Source organism: Promicromonospora sp. NFX87 (genome assembly GCF_048564965.1).
Lineage (GTDB): Bacteria > Actinomycetota > Actinomycetes > Actinomycetales > Cellulomonadaceae > Promicromonospora.
The window spans coordinates 1,218,622-1,236,644 of the sequence record NZ_CP183413.1; the positions used below are offsets into that span (position 1 = coordinate 1,218,622).

At 72.8% G+C, this 18,023-nt stretch carries 15 protein-coding genes; 9 read left to right on the forward strand and 6 right to left on the reverse strand.

From position 1 onward, the window contains the following. Positions 1 to 44: 44 nt before the first annotated feature. Genes ACNYC2_RS05400 through ACNYC2_RS05410 form a run of 3 tightly spaced genes read left to right on the forward strand, consistent with a single transcriptional unit; the run spans position 45 to position 3,450 of the window. Positions 45 to 1,679 carry a circularly permuted type 2 ATP-grasp protein gene (locus ACNYC2_RS05400; RefSeq protein WP_419706036.1) on the forward strand — a complete coding sequence of 545 codons (1,635 nt, stop codon included), beginning with the start codon at positions 45 to 47 and terminating at the stop codon, positions 1,677 to 1,679. Beyond that, entirely contained in the window at positions 1,673 to 2,602 is a 930-nt protein-coding gene (locus tag ACNYC2_RS05405; RefSeq protein ID WP_419706037.1) for an alpha-E domain-containing protein, read from the forward strand. Before ACNYC2_RS05400 ends, ACNYC2_RS05405 begins: the two co-directional genes overlap by 7 nt. Next, positions 2,599 to 3,450 (forward strand): transglutaminase family protein, encoded by an 852-nt coding sequence (locus tag ACNYC2_RS05410; RefSeq protein ID WP_419706038.1) that lies wholly within the window; start codon positions 2,599 to 2,601, stop codon positions 3,448 to 3,450. Before ACNYC2_RS05405 ends, ACNYC2_RS05410 begins: the two co-directional genes overlap by 4 nt. A gap of 4 nt (positions 3,451 to 3,454) precedes the next feature. Here the strand turns inward: ACNYC2_RS05410 and ACNYC2_RS05415 are convergent, their stop codons facing one another. After that, a complete protein-coding gene (locus tag ACNYC2_RS05415; protein WP_419706039.1) occupies positions 3,455 to 4,195 on the reverse strand; it encodes a maleylpyruvate isomerase N-terminal domain-containing protein in 741 nt (246 codons plus the stop codon). 264 nt (positions 4,196 to 4,459) lie between these two features. Here ACNYC2_RS05415 and ACNYC2_RS05420 point away from each other — a divergent pair, with 264 nt between their 5' ends. Continuing rightward, entirely contained in the window at positions 4,460 to 5,857 is a 1,398-nt protein-coding gene (locus ACNYC2_RS05420; RefSeq protein WP_419706040.1) for a hemolysin family protein, read from the forward strand. Beyond that, positions 5,854 to 6,900 carry a CNNM domain-containing protein gene (locus ACNYC2_RS05425; RefSeq protein ID WP_419706041.1) on the forward strand — a complete coding sequence of 349 codons (1,047 nt, stop codon included), beginning with the start codon at positions 5,854 to 5,856 and terminating at the stop codon, positions 6,898 to 6,900. The genes ACNYC2_RS05420 and ACNYC2_RS05425 overlap by 4 nt, the downstream gene beginning before the upstream one ends. Before the next feature lie 64 nt (positions 6,901 to 6,964). Here ACNYC2_RS05425 and ACNYC2_RS05430 read toward each other — a convergent pair whose 3' ends face one another. Next, on the reverse strand, positions 6,965 to 7,522 hold the full coding sequence (locus ACNYC2_RS05430; RefSeq protein WP_419706042.1) for a type 1 glutamine amidotransferase domain-containing protein: 558 nt from the start codon (positions 7,520 to 7,522) through the stop codon (positions 6,965 to 6,967). Positions 7,523 to 7,643: 121 nt separating this feature from the next. Here ACNYC2_RS05430 and lepA point away from each other — a divergent pair, with 121 nt between their 5' ends. The 4 genes from lepA to ACNYC2_RS05450 all read left to right on the forward strand — a co-directional run bounded on the left by lepA (position 7,644) and on the right by ACNYC2_RS05450 (position 12,984). Next, complete coding sequence (gene lepA / locus ACNYC2_RS05435) at positions 7,644 to 9,524, forward strand: translation elongation factor 4 (RefSeq protein WP_419706043.1); 1,881 nt, start codon at positions 7,644 to 7,646, stop codon at positions 9,522 to 9,524. Then, complete coding sequence (hemW, locus tag ACNYC2_RS05440; protein WP_419706044.1) at positions 9,525 to 10,799, forward strand: radical SAM family heme chaperone HemW; 1,275 nt, start codon at positions 9,525 to 9,527, stop codon at positions 10,797 to 10,799. It begins immediately after the preceding gene. A gap of 128 nt (positions 10,800 to 10,927) precedes the next feature. After that, on the forward strand, positions 10,928 to 11,995 hold the full coding sequence (locus tag ACNYC2_RS05445) for a hypothetical protein (protein ID WP_419706045.1): 1,068 nt from the start codon (positions 10,928 to 10,930) through the stop codon (positions 11,993 to 11,995). A gap of 89 nt (positions 11,996 to 12,084) precedes the next feature. Continuing rightward, on the forward strand, positions 12,085 to 12,984 hold the full coding sequence (locus tag ACNYC2_RS05450) for a hypothetical protein (protein ID WP_419706046.1): 900 nt from the start codon (positions 12,085 to 12,087) through the stop codon (positions 12,982 to 12,984). A gap of 111 nt (positions 12,985 to 13,095) precedes the next feature. Here ACNYC2_RS05450 and ACNYC2_RS05455 read toward each other — a convergent pair whose 3' ends face one another. The 4 genes from ACNYC2_RS05455 to ACNYC2_RS05470 all read right to left on the reverse strand — a co-directional run bounded on the left by ACNYC2_RS05455 (position 13,096) and on the right by ACNYC2_RS05470 (position 17,882). Then, the gene (locus ACNYC2_RS05455) at positions 13,096 to 13,632 is read right to left on the reverse strand and encodes a DUF4870 domain-containing protein (RefSeq protein ID WP_419706047.1); all 537 of its coding nucleotides are present in this window, start codon (positions 13,630 to 13,632) and stop codon (positions 13,096 to 13,098) included. Between the two features lie 36 nt (positions 13,633 to 13,668). Then, positions 13,669 to 14,535 carry a DUF3097 domain-containing protein gene (locus ACNYC2_RS05460; protein ID WP_419706048.1) on the reverse strand — a complete coding sequence of 289 codons (867 nt, stop codon included), beginning with the start codon at positions 14,533 to 14,535 and terminating at the stop codon, positions 13,669 to 13,671. Positions 14,536 to 14,616: 81 nt separating this feature from the next. Continuing rightward, positions 14,617 to 17,586 (reverse strand): helix-turn-helix transcriptional regulator, encoded by a 2,970-nt coding sequence (locus ACNYC2_RS05465; protein ID WP_419706049.1) that lies wholly within the window; start codon positions 17,584 to 17,586, stop codon positions 14,617 to 14,619. A gap of 98 nt (positions 17,587 to 17,684) precedes the next feature. After that, positions 17,685 to 17,882, reverse strand: coding sequence for a hypothetical protein (locus ACNYC2_RS05470; protein WP_419706050.1), 198 nt, complete (start codon positions 17,880 to 17,882; stop codon positions 17,685 to 17,687). Positions 17,883 to 18,023 lie beyond the last annotated feature (141 nt).

An 18,023-nucleotide genomic window follows, 5' to 3' on the forward strand; every position in this document is an offset into this window, starting at 1 on the left:
CGCCCGGAACCGGTACGTCTTACCCGTCGTCTTACAGTTCGGACATGACAGACCTGTTCGATGGATATCCCCTCCAGCAGGCCTTCGACGAGATGCTGGACCGCGACGGCGTGCTGCGGTCCTGCTACGAGCAGGTGCACGGCCGGCTCACCCGCCTGACCGCCGACGAGGTGGCGTCGCGTGCCGACGCGCTCGCCCGGTCCTACCTGGCCCAGGGCGTCACCTTCGACTTCGCGGGGGAGGAGCGGCCCTTCCCGCTGGACGTGGTGCCGCGCGTCATCGAGCAGGACGACTGGACGGAGATCGCGCTCGGCGTCCAGCAACGGGTCCGGGCCCTGGAGGCGTTCCTCGACGACGTCTACGGCGCGCAGCGGGCCGTCAAGGACGGCGTCGTGCCGCAGCGCCTGATCCAGTCCAGCTCGGACTTCCTGCGGGTCGCTGCGAGCATCCGCCCCGCGGGCGGTGTCCGCTGCCACGTGAGCGGCATCGACCTGATCCGTGACGAGGACGGCGGGTACCGCGTCCTGGAGGACAACGTCCGGGTGCCGTCCGGCGTGAGCTACGTGGTGAGCAACCGCCGGGCCATGGTCCGCACGTTCCCCGAGCTGTTCAGCCGGCTGCGGGTGCAGCCCGTCGTCGACTACCCGCAGCGGCTGCTCGCCGCCCTGGTGGCGAGCGCCCCGGACGGTGTCCCCGACCCGACCGTCGTGGTGCTCACCCCGGGCGTCTACAACTCCGCGTACTTCGAGCACAGCCTCCTGGCCCGGCTCCTCGGGGTGGAGCTGGTCGAGGGGCGCGACCTGTACACCAAGGGCGGCCGGGTCTACATGCGGACCACCGAGGGGTCGCGCCGCGTCGACGTCATCTACCGCCGGGTGGACGACGAGTGGATCGACCCCGTCGAGTTCCGCGGCGACTCCATGCTCGGCGTGCCCGGCCTGGTGAACGCCGCGCGGCTCGGCAACGTCACGCTCGCGAACGCGCTCGGCAACGGGGTGGCCGACGACAAGCTCGTCTACACCTACGTGCCCGACCTGATCCGCTACTACCTGGCGGAGGAGCCCGTGCTGGCGAACGTCGACACCTGGCGGCTCGAGGAGCCCGACGCCCGCGCCGAGGTGCTCGACCGCATCGACGAGCTGGTGGTCAAGCCGGTCGACGGCTCGGGCGGCAAGGGCATCGTGGTGGGGCCGCAGGCCACCCGCGCCGAGATCGCCGCCGTGCGGTCCCGGATCGTCGAGGACCCGCGCGGCTGGATCGCGCAGCCCGTGGTGCAGCTCTCGACCGGCCCGACGTTCGTCGACGGCGCCTTCCGGCCCCGCCACCTGGACCTGCGGCCGTTCGCCGTGAACGACGGTTCCGACGTCTGGGTGCTGCCCGGCGGGCTCACCCGGGTCGCGCTCCCGGAGGGGCAGCTCGTCGTGAACTCGTCGCAGGGCGGCGGGTCCAAGGACACCTGGGTGCTGGAGGACGGCACGGGACCCCGGCAGGCGGCGCCGACGCCGGTCGAGGAGCCGCGGGCGAGCGCCCGGGTCTCTGAGCCGACGGCGGGCGTGCCCCGCGCGACCAACCCGGACGACGCGGCCGCGAACCAGCAGCAACAACAGCAGCAACAACAGCAGCAACAACAACAGCAGCAACAGTCCTCGACGGGCGCCGAGGGGAGCACCGCATGCTGAGCCGGATCGCGGAGTCGCTGTTCTGGATCGGCCGGTACGTCGAGCGCGCCGACGACACGGCCCGGATCCTCGACGTCCACGTCCAGATGCTGTCGGAGGACCCGTGGGCCGACGAGGCCACCGCCTGCCGGTCCCTGCTGGCGATCATGGACCATCCGGCGCGGCCCGACGACGGCGAGGTGAACCGCGACACCGTGCTCCGGCTGCTGGCGCACGACCGGGAGAACCCGTCGTCGATCGCCGGGTCGATGCTCGCCGCGCGGGAGAACGCCCGCCGTGCCCGCGAGATCGTCTCGACCGACCTGTGGGAGTGCCTCAACACGACGCGCAACACGCTGCCGTCCCACGCGGGGAGGGGGCCGCACGAGTTCTTCTCCTGGGTGCGGGAGCGGGCCGCCGTCGTGGCGGGGCTCATGGAGTCGGCGACGCCGCGCGACTCGACCTGGCACTTCATGGTGCTGGGCCAGGCCATCGAGCGGGCCGACATGACGGCCCGCCTGATCACCACCCAGGCCCGGCTCGGGACGGGCGGCCCCGGCTGGAACGCCATGCTGCGTTCCTGCGGGGCCTACGAGGCGTACCTGCGGACCTACCGTGGCCGGGCGTCCGACGCCGACGCCGCGGGCTTCCTCATCCTCGACCGGCTGTTCCCGCGGTCGATCGTCTACGCGCTGCACGCCGCCGAGGGTGCCCTGCGGGAGCTGGAACCGGTGGAGGGCAGGCACGCGGTGTCCGACGACGCGCGCCGGGCGCTCGGCATCATGCGTTCCGAGCTGGAGTTCGCCCGCCTGGGCGACCTCCTCGCCGACCTACCGGACACGATGGAGCGCGTGCAGGTGGCGTGCACCCGGGCGAGCAGCGCGATCAAGCACCGGTACTTTCCGGCGGTGGCCACGACGGCCTGGGTGGAGGAGGCGCTGTGACGCTGCTGAAGGTGGTCCACACGACCCTGTTCGACTACGCGTCGCCGGTCACCGACTCGTACAACCAGACGCGCATGCGCCCCGTCGAGGACGGGCGTCAGACGGTGCGCTCGGCCACCCTGGTGGTGTCGCCGACCACGTGGTCCTCCGACCACACCGACTACTGGGGCACGAGCGTCACCGCGTTCGAGATCCTGCGGCCGCACACGCAGCTCAAGATCGTCGCGGAGGCACTGGTCGAGGCCTCGGGCTACTCGGCCGACGGTCGCCCCGCCGGCGACGTGCCCGGGTGGGGGGACCTGGCGAGCGAGGCGGTGCTGGACGCGCAGTCGGCGTTCCTCGCGGAGTCGCCGGTCACGACGCCGCCGTCGGACCTCGCGGCGGTCGCCCTGGAGGCCGCGGGCGGGCTGGACCCCGACCGGGCGGCGGAGGCGATCTGCCTCGCCGTGCGGGACCGGCTCGAGTACGTGCCGGGTGTGACCACCGTGCACACGCCGGCGGTCGAGGCGTGGGAGGCGCGGAAGGGCGTGTGCCAGGACATGGCGCACCTGGCGCTCGGCGCCCTGCGCTCGGTGGGCATCCCCGCGCGGTACGTGTCGGGATACGTGCACCCCGAGCCCGACGCCGGCATGGGCGAGCAGGTGCGCGGCGAGTCGCACGCCTGGGTCGAGTGGTGGACGGGCGAGTGGGTGGGCTACGACCCCACGAACCGGATCTTCGTCGGCGGCGACCACGTCGTGGTCGGGCGCGGGCGGGAGTACGGCGACGTGCCGCCGTTCAAGGGCGTCTACGCGGGCGCCGCCTCGTCGACGCTCGCGGTGACGGTGGACATCACGCGGCTCGGGTAGCCCGTCACGGCACTATGGGCTCCGCCAGCGCCGTGTCCAGGACGGAGCGGTCGCCCTGGACGAGAAGCCCTGCCTCGACGGGGGTGAGCCGGCGCCACAGCATGAGTGCGAGCCCCTCGGCCGGCCCGGAGACGACGGTGTGGATCGCCTCCTCCTCCGCGCGCTCGCCGGGAGCGCCGAGCACCCACGTGCGCGTGCCGTCGACGTCGGTCGCCACGAGGGCCACCGGGTGCCGCAGCGGCGCCATGCGGCCGAGGCCCACCTGGCGCGGCTGGAGCACGGTGACGACCTCGTCGACGGTGTCCGCCCAGACCTCGGCCCCGGCCCCGGCCAGGCCGACGGAACCCGACCCGGCACGCGCCGCGAGCAGGTCGTGCAGGTGCACGAGCGTCTCGTGGACCTGCCGCCGGTGCCAGAACCGCACCGGTCCAGGACCCATCGGCTCGGGATGGGCGAGCACCCGGCCGACCGCGTCCGGGTCGATCTCGGCGAAGGCCGCGCGCAGGGTCGTGGCCTGGGCGGCGTAGTGCGGTGCCAGGTCGAACGGCCCGCCGCCGAGGCCCGGCCCCTTGACCCCGCGGACGTTTCCGGCGGCCCAGTGGTGGATCTCCGCGAGATGCTCCACGAGCCCGCGGACGGTCCAGTCGCCGCAGGCGGGGACCCGCGCGTCGGCGTCGGCGTCCGGCACCGCGGCGAGGAAGTCGCCCTGGAACCGGGTCAGCAGGGCGAGGTGGTCGAGGCTCATGCGCCGAAACGTACCGCCCGCCACCGACACTCTGACGCACAGGACGGGCGCACAGGACCGACGCTCAGGATGACTACCGCCGCGCGCCGTGGAACCGTAGGGGCACGTCCGTCGTTCTTCCACGCGATGCCCCAGCGGCATCCCGGCCGGAGACCCTCGGGCCGCCACCGGACCGCACCACATCTCGCGAAGGATCATGGACGCCGACAGTCATAGTCCCTGCCCAGCCGTACGCCGTAACCCCGCAGGGCGGAGGTGGTGGCGTTGAGCTGGGTGATCTCGCTCCTGCTGGGCGTCGTGGTGATCCTCGCGATCACCGCCGTGACGGGCTACTTCGTCGCGCAGGAGTTCGCGTACATGGCGGTCGACCGGGCACGCCTGGCAGCCCGCGCGGAGGCCGGCGACGCCGGGGCGCGGCGCGCGCTCGGCGTGACCCGGCGCACCAGCTTCATGCTCTCCGGTGCGCAGCTCGGCATCACGGTCACCGGCCTGCTGGTCGGCTACGTCGCCGAGCCGCTGGTCGGTGAGTCGCTGGGCGTGGCGCTCGGCGGCGTCGGGGTGCCGACCGGCGTCGGCGTCGCGGTGGGCACCGTCCTGGCGCTCCTGCTCTCGACGCTCGTGCAGATGCTGTTCGGCGAGCTCGTCCCGAAGAACCTGGCGATCGCGCGGCCCGAGCCCGTGGCGCTGTGGCTCGCGCGCTCGACCACCGTCTACCTCGCGGTCTTCGGCTGGCTGATCAGGGTGTTCGACGCCGCGTCGAACGCGCTGCTGCGCCTGCTCCGGATCGAGCCGGTGCACGACGTCGAGCACTCGGCGACGGTCCGCGACCTCGAGCACATCGTCGCGGACTCGCGCGCCAGCGGCGATCTCCCCGGCGACCTGTCGGTGCTGCTGGACCGCATCCTCGACTTCCCCCGCCAGGACGTCGAGCACGCCATGATCCCGCGGGCGCGGGTCGGCGTCGTGCGCGCCGACGACTCGCTCGCGGCGGTGCGCGAGCTGATGGCCCGCGGGCACTCCCGCTACCCGGTGCTCGACGACGACGGCGAGGTGGTCGGCGTCGTGCACCTGGCGGACCTGCTGTCCGCGGGGCCTGCCGCGGCGACCGTCGCGGACCTGCAGCGTCCGGCGCTCGTCCTGCCCACCGCCATGGCCCTCCCGGACGCCCTCCGGGAGCTCTCGGCCACGCGGAACCAGATGGCGTGCGTCGTCGACGAGTACGGCGGCTTCGCCGGCGTGCTCACCGTCGAGGACCTCGCGGAGGAGCTGGTCGGCGAGATCACCGACGAGCACGACGACGAGATCGACCCCGTGACCGCGGCGTCGGACGGGGTGTGGGTCATGGCCGGCGACGTCCACCTCGACGAGGTCGAGCGGTCCGTCGGGCGCGACCTGCCCGAGGGCGACCACGAGACGATCGCCGGGCTGGCGATCGCCGCCCACGGCTCGCTGCCCGCGGCGGGCGACGTGGTCGACGTCGCGCTGCCCGCCGACCCGGCCGACCTGGTCGCGGCGGAGCCGCACCCGGACGAGGTGCTCCGGATCGAGGTGCTCGAGGTGGAGCGGCACGTGCCGTCCCGCGTCCGGGTCACCGTCGTGGACGCACCGGCGGAGGCCGAGGACGCCGAGCACACCGAGACCGCGAGCGAGGAGGCCCGATGAGCAACCCGTGGGTGGTGGCCGTGGCCACCGTCGTCATCATCGCGCTGAGCGCGTTCTTCGTGGCGGTGGAGTTCGCGCTCCTCGCGGCCAAGCGGCACCGGCTGGAGGACGCCGCGCCCACCAGCCGCTCAGCGCGCGCCGCGCTACGTAGTGCGAGCGAGCTGACGCTGCTGCTCGCGGGCTCGCAGCTCGGCATCACCGTCTGCACCCTCGCCCTCGGCGCGATCACCAAGCCCGCCGTGCACCACTGGCTGACACCGGTGTTCGAGACGTGGGGCGCTCCGTTCTGGGCCGCCGACGTCGCGGGCTTCGTGCTGGCCCTGGTCATCGTCACGTTCCTGCACCTGGTGGTGGGGGAGATGGCGCCCAAGTCCTGGGCCATCGCCCACCCCGAGGCGAGCGCCACGATGCTCGCCCTGCCGATGCGGGCCTTCATGCTCGTGACCCGGCCGGTGCTCGTGGCGCTCAACGGCGCCGCGAACTGGTGCCTGCGACGCCTGGGCGTCGAGCCGGCGGACCAGGTGGCCTCCGGGCAGGGCCCGGAGGACCTGCGGCACCTCGTGGAGCACTCCGTCAGCGTCGGGGCGCTCTCCATGGCCTACTCCGACCAGCTCTCCGGAGCGCTCGACCTGCGCCGCCTGACGGTCGAGGACCTGCTCGCCGACCGCGCGGCGCCGTCCGCCGTCGGGCACGGTGCGACGGCCGCCGAGGTGCAGGAGGTGTCCCGCGTCTCGGGCCACCTCCGGATCCTCGTGCAGGGCGTGAGCGGGCGGCCGGACGGCGTCGTGCACGTGCGCGACACGCTCCTGATGCCCGACGACGCGCCCGTCGCGGACGTCACCCGCCCCGTCTTCGAGCTGGCCGCGGACGTGCCGCTGCACACCGCCCTCACGACCATGCGGGAGACGGGCAACCATCTCGCGGTGGTGCCGAGGCCGGACGCCGACGGCCCGGACGGCCCGGCGGCGGACTACGGCGTGGTCACCCTCGCCGACGTCCTCCGCCGCCTCCTCCCACGCACGACGACCCCCCGCCCCGCCTGACCCCACCCGTTGAGTGCTGGATGTTCGCCCCTTCTTGCGGTTCTGGAGGGCGAAGATCCAGCACTCAACGGGTTTCTAGGACCGCGTCTATCTCGTCGAGGAAGTTTGGGAGGTCCTTCGGGGTGCGGGACGTGATGAGCGGGTAGCCCGCGCCCGTGTCCCGGACCACCGGCTCGTCCACCCACGTACCGCCCGCGTTCCGGACGTCGGTGGCCAGCGACGGATAGCTGGTCAGCCGCGCACCCGAGACCTTGCCCGCCTCCACGAGCGCCCACGGGCCGTGGCAGATCGCCGCCACCGGACGCCCGGAGGACGTGAACGCCTCGACCACCGAGACGGCGGGAGCCTGCAGCCGCAGCGTGTCGGCGTTGATCGTCCCGCCGGGCACGAGCAGCAGGTCGAAACCGGCCGGGTCCACCTCGTCGATGGTGGTGTCCGGAGCGACCGTCTCACCAGGCTTCTCGTCGCCCACCAGGGTGCGGACGTCGTCCCCCGTCACGGCGGCCACGGTCACCACGGCGCCGTGATCGCGCAGGTGGCGTACCGGTTCAAGGAGCTCGTCCTGCTCGACGCCGTAGTTGGTCACGATCGCCAGTACCTGCTTGCCGGTCAGGTGCGACATGGTTCTCCTCCTTCGTCGGGATCAGTGCTCTCCGACCGTAGGCACGGCCGCGCCCCGCTCGCACGGGACGTGGGAGAATAAGCGTTGGCCCTCCCACCCATGACTACGGAGCGAGAACGCTTTGCCCATCCCCGGTCCTGCGCTCACGGCGCGCCTCCAGCCGAACGCCACAGCGCCCGAGCTGATCCGCAACTTCTGCATCATCGCGCACATCGACCACGGCAAGTCGACGCTGGCCGACCGCATGCTGCAGCTGACCGGCGTGGTCCAGTCGCGCGACATGCGCGCCCAGTACCTCGACCGCATGGACATCGAGCGCGAGCGCGGCATCACCATCAAGTCGCAGGCCGTGCGGATGCCGTGGGCGGTCGACGACGAGGCGGGCGTGCTCACGCCGTACGCGCTGAACATGATCGACACCCCGGGTCACGTCGACTTCACGTACGAGGTCTCCCGCTCGCTGGCCGCGTGCGAGGGCGCCGTGCTGCTGGTCGACGCCGCCCAGGGCATCGAGGCGCAGACGCTGGCCAACCTGTACCTGGCCATGGAGAACGAGCTCGAGATCATCCCGGTCCTGAACAAGATCGACCTCCCGGCGGCGCAGCCGGAGAAGTACGGCGAGGAGCTCGCGAAGCTGGTGGGCTGCGAGCCCGAGGACGTCCTGAAGGTCAGCGGAAAGACCGGCGTCGGCGTCGAGCCGCTGCTCGACCGCATCGTGCAGCGCGTCCCGGCCCCGACCGGCGACCCGGACGCCCCGGCCCGCGCCATGATCTTCGACTCCGTCTACGACACCTACCGTGGCGTCGTGACCTACGTGCGCGTGATCGACGGCGACCTGAACCCGCGCGAGAAGATCGCGATGATGTCGACGAAGGCCACCCACGAGCTCCTCGAGATCGGGGTCAGCTCGCCCGAGCCGCACGCGACCAAGGGTCTCGGCGTCGGCGAGGTGGGCTACCTGATCACCGGCGTGAAGGACGTGCGCCAGTCCAAGGTCGGCGACACCGTCACCAACGCGGCCAAGCCCGCCACGGTCGCGCTCGCCGGCTACAGCGACCCCAAGCCCATGGTCTTCTCGGGCCTGTACCCGATCGACGGCTCCGACTACCCGGTGCTGCGCGACGCCCTGGACAAGCTCAAGCTCAGCGACGCCGCGCTCAACTACGAGCCCGAGACGTCGGTGGCGCTCGGCTTCGGCTTCCGCGTGGGGTTCCTCGGCCTGCTGCACCTCGAGATCGTGCGCGAGCGCCTCGAGCGCGAGTTCAACCTCGAGCTGATCTCCACCGCCCCGAACGTCATCTACGAGGTGACGCTGGAGGACAACACCAAGGTCGTGGTGACCAACCCGTCGGAGTTCCCCGGGGGCAAGATCAAGGAGGTCCGCGAGCCCGTCGTCAAGGCCACGATCCTGACCCCGAGCGAGTTCGTGGGCGCGGTCATGGAGCTCTCGCAGTCCAAGCGCGGCGACCTGCAGGGCATGGACTACCTGTCCGAGGACCGCGTGGAGCTGCGCTACCACCTGCCGCTCGGCGAGATCGTCTTCGACTTCTTCGACCAGCTCAAGTCGAAGACCCGCGGCTACGCGTCCCTCGACTACGACACGTCCGGTGACCAGGCCGCGGACCTCGTGAAGGTCGACATCCTGCTCCAGGGCGAGCACGTGGACGCGTTCAGCTCGATCGCGCACCGCGACAAGGCGTACTCGTACGGCGTCATGATGACGGCCAAGCTCAAGGAGCTCATCCCGCGCCAGCAGTTCGAGGTGCCGATCCAGGCCGCCATCGGCGCGCGCGTGATCGCCCGCGAGACCATCCGCGCCATGCGCAAGGACGTGCTCGCCAAGTGCTACGGCGGCGACATCAGCCGTAAGCGCAAGCTGCTGGAGAAGCAGAAGGAGGGCAAGAAGCGCATGAAGAACATCGGCTCGGTCGAGGTGCCGAAGGAGGCGTTCATCGCCGCGCTCTCCTCCGACTCGGACGGCCCCAAGGACAAGAAGAAGTAGGTGCCCGCACTTCCCTCCGGCATCCCGGTGCCCGACGACGGCGCGCTGCCCGCCTGGGCAGGCCCGTCGCCGGCGGACCGGCCGTTCGGCGTCTACGTGCATGTCCCGTTCTGCACGGTGCGCTGCGGCTACTGCGACTTCAACACCTACACCGCGTCCGAGCTGGGCGGCGGCGCCAACCAGGCGCGGTACGCCACGACGGCGCTGCTGGAGGTGGACCTCGCGGCGAAGGTCCTGTCCGACGCCGGTCGCGCGCCCGCCGCGGTCTCCACCGTCTTCTTCGGTGGCGGCACGCCCACGATGCTCCCGGCGGAGGACCTCGCCCGGGTGCTGGGCGGTATCAAGGAGGCCTGGGGCCTGGCCGCCGCGGCCGAGGTGACCACCGAGGCCAACCCGGACTCCGTCACGCCCGAGTCGCTGCGGGTCCTGGCCGACGCCGGGTTCACGCGGGTCTCCTTCGGGATGCAGTCGGCGGTGCCGCACGTGCTGGCGACGCTCGAGCGCACCCACGACCCGCTGCGCATCCCCGACGTCGTCCGGTGGGCGCGCGACGCCGGGCTCGACGTGTCCCTCGACCTCATCTACGGCACGCCGGGCGAGTCCCTCGACGACTGGCGCACGAGCGTGGAGACGGCGCTGGCGACCGGCGTCGACCACGTGTCGGCGTACGCGCTGGTGGTGGAGCCCGGCACGAAGATGGCCGCCCAGGTGCGCCGCGGCGAGGTCAAGCTGCCCGACGAGGACGACCAGGCCGCCAAGTACGAGCTGGTCGACGACCTGCTCACGGAGGCGGGCCTGCGCTGGTACGAGGTGTCGAACTGGGCGCGTCCGGGGCACGAGTGCCGGCACAACATCGGGTACTGGCGCGGCGACGACTGGTGGGGCGTCGGCCCGGGTGCGCACAGCTACGTGTCGGCGCCGACACCGGTGGTCGAGCCTGTCGAGACCCCCGCCGGCGTCCGCTGGTGGAACGTGAAGCATCCCCGTGCCTACGCCACGCGGCTCGAGGCCGGACAGAGCCCCGGCGCGGGGCGCGAGCTGCTCACGCGCACGGAGGCGCACCTGGAGCGAGTGATGCTCGGCGTACGGCTGCGCGAGGGTCTCGACCTCGGGGTGCTGTCCGACGCCGGACGCACCGCGGTGGCGGGTCTGGTGGCGCGCGAGCTGCTCGACGGACGGGCGGCGGTCGGCGCCGGAGGAGGCCCCGCGCGTGCGGTGCTGACCCGCCGCGGACGCCTGCTCGCCGACTCCGTCGTGCGCGACCTCACCGCCTGAAACCACTGCCGCCGCGCGGCGTCGGAGCGCCGCACGGTTTGTTTGCAGTGCGGGCGAAATCGCCGTTATCTTGTGCCGACTCATACCGTTACGAAGCGGCACCAGCACGTCTGACGAGGGGTACGCGCATGAGCAACACCTACGGCGGCTGGAACCCACAGGATCCGGACCCCGAGCCCCGGACGGCGCAGCACCCGCGGGTCCCGCAGGTCCCGCAGCAGCAGGATCCGCAGCCGCAGCAGGCCCAGCCCCCGCAGCCTCAGCCGTTCGACCCCTACGGCCCGCGCGATCCCTACGGCCGCCCCGCCAACCCGTACGGCAGGCCCGACTACCAGCCCCTGCGGCGGCCGGAACAGCAGGATCCGCGGCCGGGTGAGTGGGGCGGCTACCAGGGCGGCCAGCGGGCTCCGCAGCCGCAGCAGCCCGCACCCCCGCAGCGGTACCAGGAGCCCCCGGCCCAGCCCGGTCTCCCGCAGTACCCGGCGGACTCCGGGACCGAACGCCGGCCGGACGTGGACGAGCCCCCGACGATCGGCAACGCGTGGCGCTGGGGCTGGAGCGCGTTCGGCGCGAGCTGGGGCACCTGGGTGCTGATGAGCCTGCTGCTCGGCCTGGCGCAGGTCGCCGCGCTCCTCGCGTTCAGCCCGTCCACGATGGACGCCCTCGCGAGCTCGACCGACCCGGCAGCGGTCGACGCGGCGCTGGCCGCGGGCCGGACGCTCGAGGCCAGGGGGCTGGTGGCGGCCGGCACCGCGGTGGTCTTCCTGCTGCAGGCGCTCCTGTACGCCGGCGCGCTCGCGGCGACGCGGACCCGCAAGGTCCGCGTCCGCGACTTCTTCGTGCTCCGTGGCTTCGGCGGGCTGGTGGTGTTCGCGGTGGTCACCGGAGCGCTCGGGTTCGCCGGCACGGCGCTGCCCGTGGCCGGCGTGCTGGTGCAGGTCGTGCTGACGTTCGTCCTGATCCCGGTGCCCTTCCTGCTGCTGGGCGGCGTGGGCTTCGGCAAGGCGTTCGCCCGCGGTGTCGGCCTGGTGTTCTCGCACCTCGGGACCGTCCTCGGCGTCCTCGGCATCTTCGCCGGGCTGGGGATCGCCTCCATCGCCACGTGCGGGATCGGCCTCGTCGTCGTGGTGCCCGCGATGCTGCTGGTGGGGGCGTATCTGGTCCAGCGCTGGACCGGGGAGCCCGTGCAGGGCTGACGACCCGGTAACAACTCCGCGGTTGCACATGCGCAAATGCGGAGAAGAGGTGAAGGTGGGCTGGATCAATGACCAGCCAAGGGGAACACATGAGTGAGAACACGCCACAGAACCCGTACGAGCCGAACGCGGGTGGCGCCACCCCGCCGCCGTCGGACGGACCGACGCCGCCGAACCCCGCCGGCCCTACGCCCCCGCCAGGCCCGGCACAGCCGCCCGTCTACGGCGGCGCGAGCCAGCCCCCCGGCTACGGCGGACCGGCGGTGCCGTACGGGACGCAGCCGGCGAGCCCCTTCCAGGTCGGTGAGGCGCTGCGCTTCGCGTGGGACCGGTTCAAGGGGAACTGGCTGTTCTGGGTGCTGTTCGTGCTGCTCCTGATCGTCGTGTTCGGCATCTTCAACGGGAGCACGATCGCCGAGTACAGCGACCGGGTGAACGATGCGGCGGACTCCCAGACGTCGGCCGGCGTGGGGATGGGCATGGGGATCTGGACGGGCGTGAGCCTCGGCAGCGGGTCGCTCGGGCTCATCGGCTTCCTGATCCTGTCGGTGCTCTCGGCCCTGGGGATCAACGCCGGGCTGCGTGAGGTCTCCGGGGAGAAGGCGACCTGGGGCAACCTCTTCAAGGTCAGCAGCTACGGGAAGATCCTCCTCACCGCGCTCCTGCTGCTGGTCGCCAACGTGATCGGCGCCTGCTTGTGCGGCCTCGGAAGCATCGCTCTGGCGATCTTCGCGCCGTTCACCTACCACCACGTGGTCGACAAGGACCTGGGCGCGTGGACGGCCTTCACCTCGTCGTTCCGCCTGGTGGGGAAGAACTTCGGCCCGGTGTTCCTGCTCGAGCTCGCGCTGCTGGGCATCAACATCCTGGGCTCGATCCCGTGCGGGCTGGGCCTGTTCATCACGGCCCCGCTGTCGATCGTCGCGATGGCGTTCGCGTTCCGCCGGATCACCGGCGGTCCGGTCGCGGCCGGGCCCGCCGCGGCCTGACGCCGCCCCGGCGGCTCGCCGCCGTCGTCGTCCCGACAAGATGACCATGCACCTGCTGCCAGAATCACTCGGATCCTGGCAGCAGGTGCATGGTCATCCTCGCGGAGCGGACTACTTGATGAGGCGGATGTTCACCGGGTAGCGGTACGGAGCGCCCTTACCGTTCTCCACGGCGGCCAGGATCATGAAGACGACCGCGGCGATGAAGGCGAGGTACAGGATCGTGCCGAACCCGAACGTGACGAGGGAGATGATCCCGATCGCCACGGAGGCGATGACCAGCGTGATCTGGAAGTTCAGCGCCTCCTTGGCCTCCTGGTCCACGAACCGGCTGCGGTCCTTGAACACCAGCCAGATCACCAGCGGCGCGATGAACGACAGGATGAACGGGCCGACCTGGGCCAGGATCGTCCACGTGCGCTCGTCCGACGGGGTGAGCGGCTGGGGCTGGTACGGCGCACCGGAGCCGTAGGGCGGGCCGTACCCGGTGCCGGGCTGCGGCTGAACCGGCTGGCCGGGCGCGGGCTGGTCCTGGTGCGGCGGCTGGCCGGGCTGGGGCGAGCCGTAGGCGGGGGGCTGCTGCGGCGACGGGCCGGGCTGCTGCGGCTGGTCAGGCGGCTGGGGCGACTGCTGCGGGTTCTCGGACATGGCCATAACCGTAGAGGCTGTGGCGTACGAGATGGCCTATGACGTGGTCACGAAATCGATAAGTTCTTCGACACGTCCCAGCAGCGCCGGGTCGAGGTCCCGGAAGTCGCGCACGGCGGAGAGGATCCGCTGCCAGCCGCGGGCGACGTCGGCCTGCGTCTCGGCAGGCCAGCCCAGGGAACGCAGGATGCCGAGCTTCCACTCGGTACCCCGGTCGATGACCGGCCAGCGGTCCAGCCCGAGCCGCTCGGCGCGCACCGCCTGCCACACGTCGACGTAGGGGTGGCCGAGCACCAGCACCGTGCCCTGCGGGACGTGGCGCAGCGCGTCGTCCGTCAGCCGCTGCTCCTTCGAGCCGGGGACCAGGTGGTCGACCAGCACGCCGACGCGGCGGTCGGCGTCGGGCCCGAACTCGGCGAGGCGTTCGGCGAGGTGGTCCACGCCGTCGAGCATCTCGACCACCACACCCTCGACGCGCAGGTCGTCGCCCCAGACCTTCTCGACCAGCTCGGCGTCGTGCTTGCCCTCCACCCAGATGCGGCTGCCCCGGGCCACGCGGGCCCTGGCGCCGTGCACCGCCACCGACCCGGAGGCGGTGCGCGTGGGCTGAGCGGGTGCGCGGTTCAGGACGGGCGCGGTGAGCACCACCGGCTTGCCCTCCACCCAGAAGCCTGGGCCGAGTGGGAAGGTCCGGGTGCGGCCGCGACGGTCCTCGAGGACCACGACGTGCATCCCGCCCGACTTCTCGACGCGTACGACGGCGCCGACCCAGCCGGTCTCGACCTCTTCGACCACGAGCCCGCTGTCGGCGGGCATCGGCTGCGACGTCGGCCGGCTCCGCCCCCGCTGCGCACCAGGGAACGCGGGGGACAGCACATCAGGTCCATACCGATCGTCAACCACGGGCTGACCCTAGTTCCGCCACCCCGTTGAGTGCTGGATATTCGCCCGTTCGGAGTGTCATCCAGGGCGAATGGCCAGCACTCAGCGAGGAACGCGGAGGGCCGCTTCCGTGCGGGTCGACACGCCCAGCTTGCGCAGGATCGCCGAGACGTGCACCGAGGCCGTCTTGGCCGAGATGAACAGCCGCTCCGCGATCTGCCTGTTGGTCAGGCCCCCGGCGACGAGCGCGAGCACCTGCTGCTCCCGCGGGGTGAGCGTGTCCGGCACGCCGCCCGCCGCTGACGACGACGCCGCCGGCGCGGGCGTCTCGGCAGGCCCGCCACGGCCGCTCAGACCGGCCCGGTCGATCAGGCCCTGCGCCCGCTGGACGATCAGCCCCGCGTCGATCTTCTCCGCCTCGGTGATCGCCGACCCGAGCGCCGAGCGCGCTCCGGGCCGGTCGCCGGCCTCCAGCAGCCGCACGCCCTCGCGGTACAGCGCGTACGGGCGCAGGTGGGCGGGCGCGGGGCCGGGCTGCTCGGCGACCGCCGTCCACGGTCCGGTGCCGAGCTCCGCCTCGAACACCGCGGACCACACCGGGAACGTCGGCCAGTGGGCGCACTCGGCCAGCGCCGCGCGGTACGGGGCGTCGTCGATGTCCTGGCCGGTCGCCCGGAGCTCGGCGACCGCCCGGGCCGACAGGGCGAGAGTCGTGAGGTCGTACGCCGGGCTGCGCGGGTGGTCCGGCGCGACGACCACCGACAGGCGCTCCAGCGCCGCCGCAGGCTCTCCGCGCAGCAGCTCGAGCTCCGCCTGGGTGCCCATGCTGCGCGACCGGATCTGTTCCTCCAGGCGGCCGAACCGCTCCCAGGTGGCGGCCCGGTGGCGGGCCTCGGCCTGCGCGCGCTCGACGTCGCCGCGCCACATCAGGAGCCAGGCGCGGCGCTCGGTCAGGTAGGCGGTGTACACGCTGTCGTGGATGAGGGGCACCGTGCGCTCGTACCAGGCGGCCGCCTCGGCCCAGTCGCCGCGCCCGATCCAGGCCTCGACGACGTTCCCCTCGATCATGATCCGCGAGCCCTCGGACGCGCCGTGCCGGCGTGCCTCCGTGACCCCCTCCTGGGCGATCTCGACCGCCCGGTCCCACTCGCCGACGAGGATCCGGGAGTCCGACCCGTTGGTGTAGTACCGGCTCAGCCCTCGCCAGGCGCCCGCGGCCGCGTCGCGCGCGGCGTCGATCTCGGCGAAGCCGCCGGCGTCACCGCGCTGGACCCGGCTCACGCCACGCAGGTTCAGGGCTACCGACGCGACCTCGGGGCTGCCGATCGCGATCCCGGCCTCGTAGGCGGCCGTCGCTGCCTCGATCCCCTCCTCGGTCCGGCCGTCGAGCATGGCGTGGCGTGCCCGCAGCATCAGGAGGTGGGCGCGGACGGCGTCGTCCCGGCCGGGTTCCACGAGCGTGAGGGCCCGCTCGATGAGCTCTGGCCCCTCGCCCGAGCCGGCGTGGCCCGCGATGAGCGCCGTGTCGGAGAGCATGCCGGCGAGGCCCGCCGGGTCGTCGCCGGGCCACTCGGCGATCGCCTCGTGGGCCACGGCCAGGGCGCGGGCGGTCCGGGTCGACCCGCGCAGCGACTCCGCGACGGTGCGGAGCAGCTCGTGGTGCGGCAGGCCGGCCACGCCCTCGGCGTCGGGTACCTGTTCCCAGAGCTCCATGGCGCGCTCGCCCAGCGCGACGGCGGTGGACGACGCGGCGCCGTCCGCTGCCGCCTGGTGCCCGACGACCGCCGCCGCGAGCGCCCTGTCCAGGACGCCGGCGCGCCACCAGTGGTCCGCTATCCGCGACAGCTTGGCGACCGACCGGGCACGCCGGACGAGGGCGCCCTCGAGCGCCCGCGCGTACGCGGCGTGCAGGCGGCGGCGCTCGCCCGGCAGCAGCTCGGCGTACACGGCCTCCTGGGCCAGCGCGTGCCGGAAGGCGTAGCCGATGTCTGTCGTCACCAGCACCTGCGCGTCGACCGCCTCGCGCAGCGCATCCTCAGGTTCCGGCCCGGCGCCAGTGGTGACACGCTGTCCTGAGCTTGTCGAAGGGTCGGCCAGGACGTCGTCGAGCACGTCGTGCCAGACGCGCGGGCCGGCGGCCGCGACGACCCGGCAGAGGGCCTGGGCCTCGCGGCTCAGGTTCCAGTAGCGCAGCAGGAGGATGTCGCGGAGCGAGTCGGGCAGGTCGGTGTCCAGGAAGCCGACCAGCTCCTCGACGTAGAAGGGGACCCCCTCGCTGCGGTCGGCCAGGTCGGCGAACGGCTCGGCGGTGAGGCCGGCGTCCGGTCCGGCGTCGCGCCCGCGCTCCTGGCCGCGTGCGAGGCTGTCCTGGAGGTGGGGGGAGCCGGCGAGCAGGTCGTGCGCCATCTCCCGGACCTCTGCGACGCCCAGGCGGGCCAGGTCGAGGCGGGTCGTGAGCCGGGCCCGGTCGAGCTCGGCCATGACGGTGCGCAGGGGGTGCGCGCGTCCGACGTCGTCGCTGCGGTAGGTGAGCAGCAGGAGCAGACCGGGCGGTGCGGTGCGGGCGAGGCGGAGGGCGACGGCGCGGGTGACGTCGTCGGACCAGTGCAGGTCCTCCATGATCACGACGACGGGGCGCTCGGCCGCGAGGCCGGCGAGCAGGTTGGTGAGGACCTCGGGGAGGCGGTCCGCTCCGGCGCGCTGTCCCGAGCCTGCCGAAGGGTCGGACGCCGGGGCGACGAGCTGGGGTGCGACGGCGGACAGGGCGCCCGCCGCGGGCCCGGCCGCGGCGACCACTGCCTCGGGGCCCACCGTCCGGACGATCCCGCGCAGCAGTCCGGCGAGGGCGGCGTAGGGGAGGGGCCCGGATCCTTCGTCGGCGCACTGTCCGGTGAGGACGGCGACGCCGTCGGCGTGCGAGGTGAGCTCGTCGAGGAGGCGCGTCTTGCCGATCCCTGCCTCGCCCGCTATCACCATCGTGCGGTTGTCACCCGAGCGGATCGCGTCGAGGGCGGCTGTGAGCTCGCCGAGCTCTCGGGCTCGACCCACCAGGCGGGCGCGGGGAACCGGCATGGGCTCATCGTCCCATGCCGGTCCTTTGGTCGGTCCGCTGGTCATCGTCGCTGGTCACGGCTGTCCGGCAGCTGTCAGGCGCGGTCTGGCGCCGCGCGTCAGGCGACGCGGGGCCGGGCCGTGCGGGCGGCGTCGGCCTGCCGGGTGCGCTCTGCGGTGCGCTCTGCGGTGCGCTGCTCGGTCGCCTTCCGGCGGGCGTTCTCCTTGCGCTCGCGGGCCACCCGGGACTGCTCGGCCCGGCGGTTGAGGTCCTGCTCGTTCCTGCGGTACTCGGCGAAGTCGGAAAAACCGAACATGGTGTTGCCTCCTGGTCGTCGCCGGCCCGTCGCCGGCGATGACTCAAGGTTCGTCCGTGAGGTACCGCCGGCGGATCGGGCGGTCGCCGCATCTTCCGGGCCGGTTCCGCTGAGGCGTTCGACGGCACCTAAGGCATTGCC

Bases quoted from the DNA above. Each gene is read 5' to 3' on its own strand.
- ACNYC2_RS05400 (WP_419706036.1), top strand. From the start codon at position 45: ATGACAGACCTGTTCGATGGATATCCCCTCCAGCAGGCCTTCGACGAG.
- ACNYC2_RS05405 (WP_419706037.1), top strand. From the start codon at position 1,673: ATGCTGAGCCGGATCGCGGAGTCGCTGTTCTGGATCGGCCGGTACGTC.
- ACNYC2_RS05415 (WP_419706039.1), bottom strand. From the start codon at position 4,195: ATGAGCCTCGACCACCTCGCCCTGCTGACCCGGTTCCAGGGCGACTTC.
- ACNYC2_RS05425 (WP_419706041.1), top strand. From the start codon at position 5,854: ATGAGCAACCCGTGGGTGGTGGCCGTGGCCACCGTCGTCATCATCGCG.
- ACNYC2_RS05430 (WP_419706042.1), bottom strand. From the start codon at position 7,522: ATGTCGCACCTGACCGGCAAGCAGGTACTGGCGATCGTGACCAACTAC.
- ACNYC2_RS05445 (WP_419706045.1), top strand. From the start codon at position 10,928: ATGAGCAACACCTACGGCGGCTGGAACCCACAGGATCCGGACCCCGAG.
- ACNYC2_RS05450 (WP_419706046.1), top strand. From the start codon at position 12,085: ATGAGTGAGAACACGCCACAGAACCCGTACGAGCCGAACGCGGGTGGC.
- ACNYC2_RS05455 (WP_419706047.1), bottom strand. From the start codon at position 13,632: ATGTCCGAGAACCCGCAGCAGTCGCCCCAGCCGCCTGACCAGCCGCAG.
- ACNYC2_RS05465 (WP_419706049.1), bottom strand. From the start codon at position 17,586: ATGCCGGTTCCCCGCGCCCGCCTGGTGGGTCGAGCCCGAGAGCTCGGC.
- ACNYC2_RS05470 (WP_419706050.1), bottom strand. From the start codon at position 17,882: ATGTTCGGTTTTTCCGACTTCGCCGAGTACCGCAGGAACGAGCAGGAC.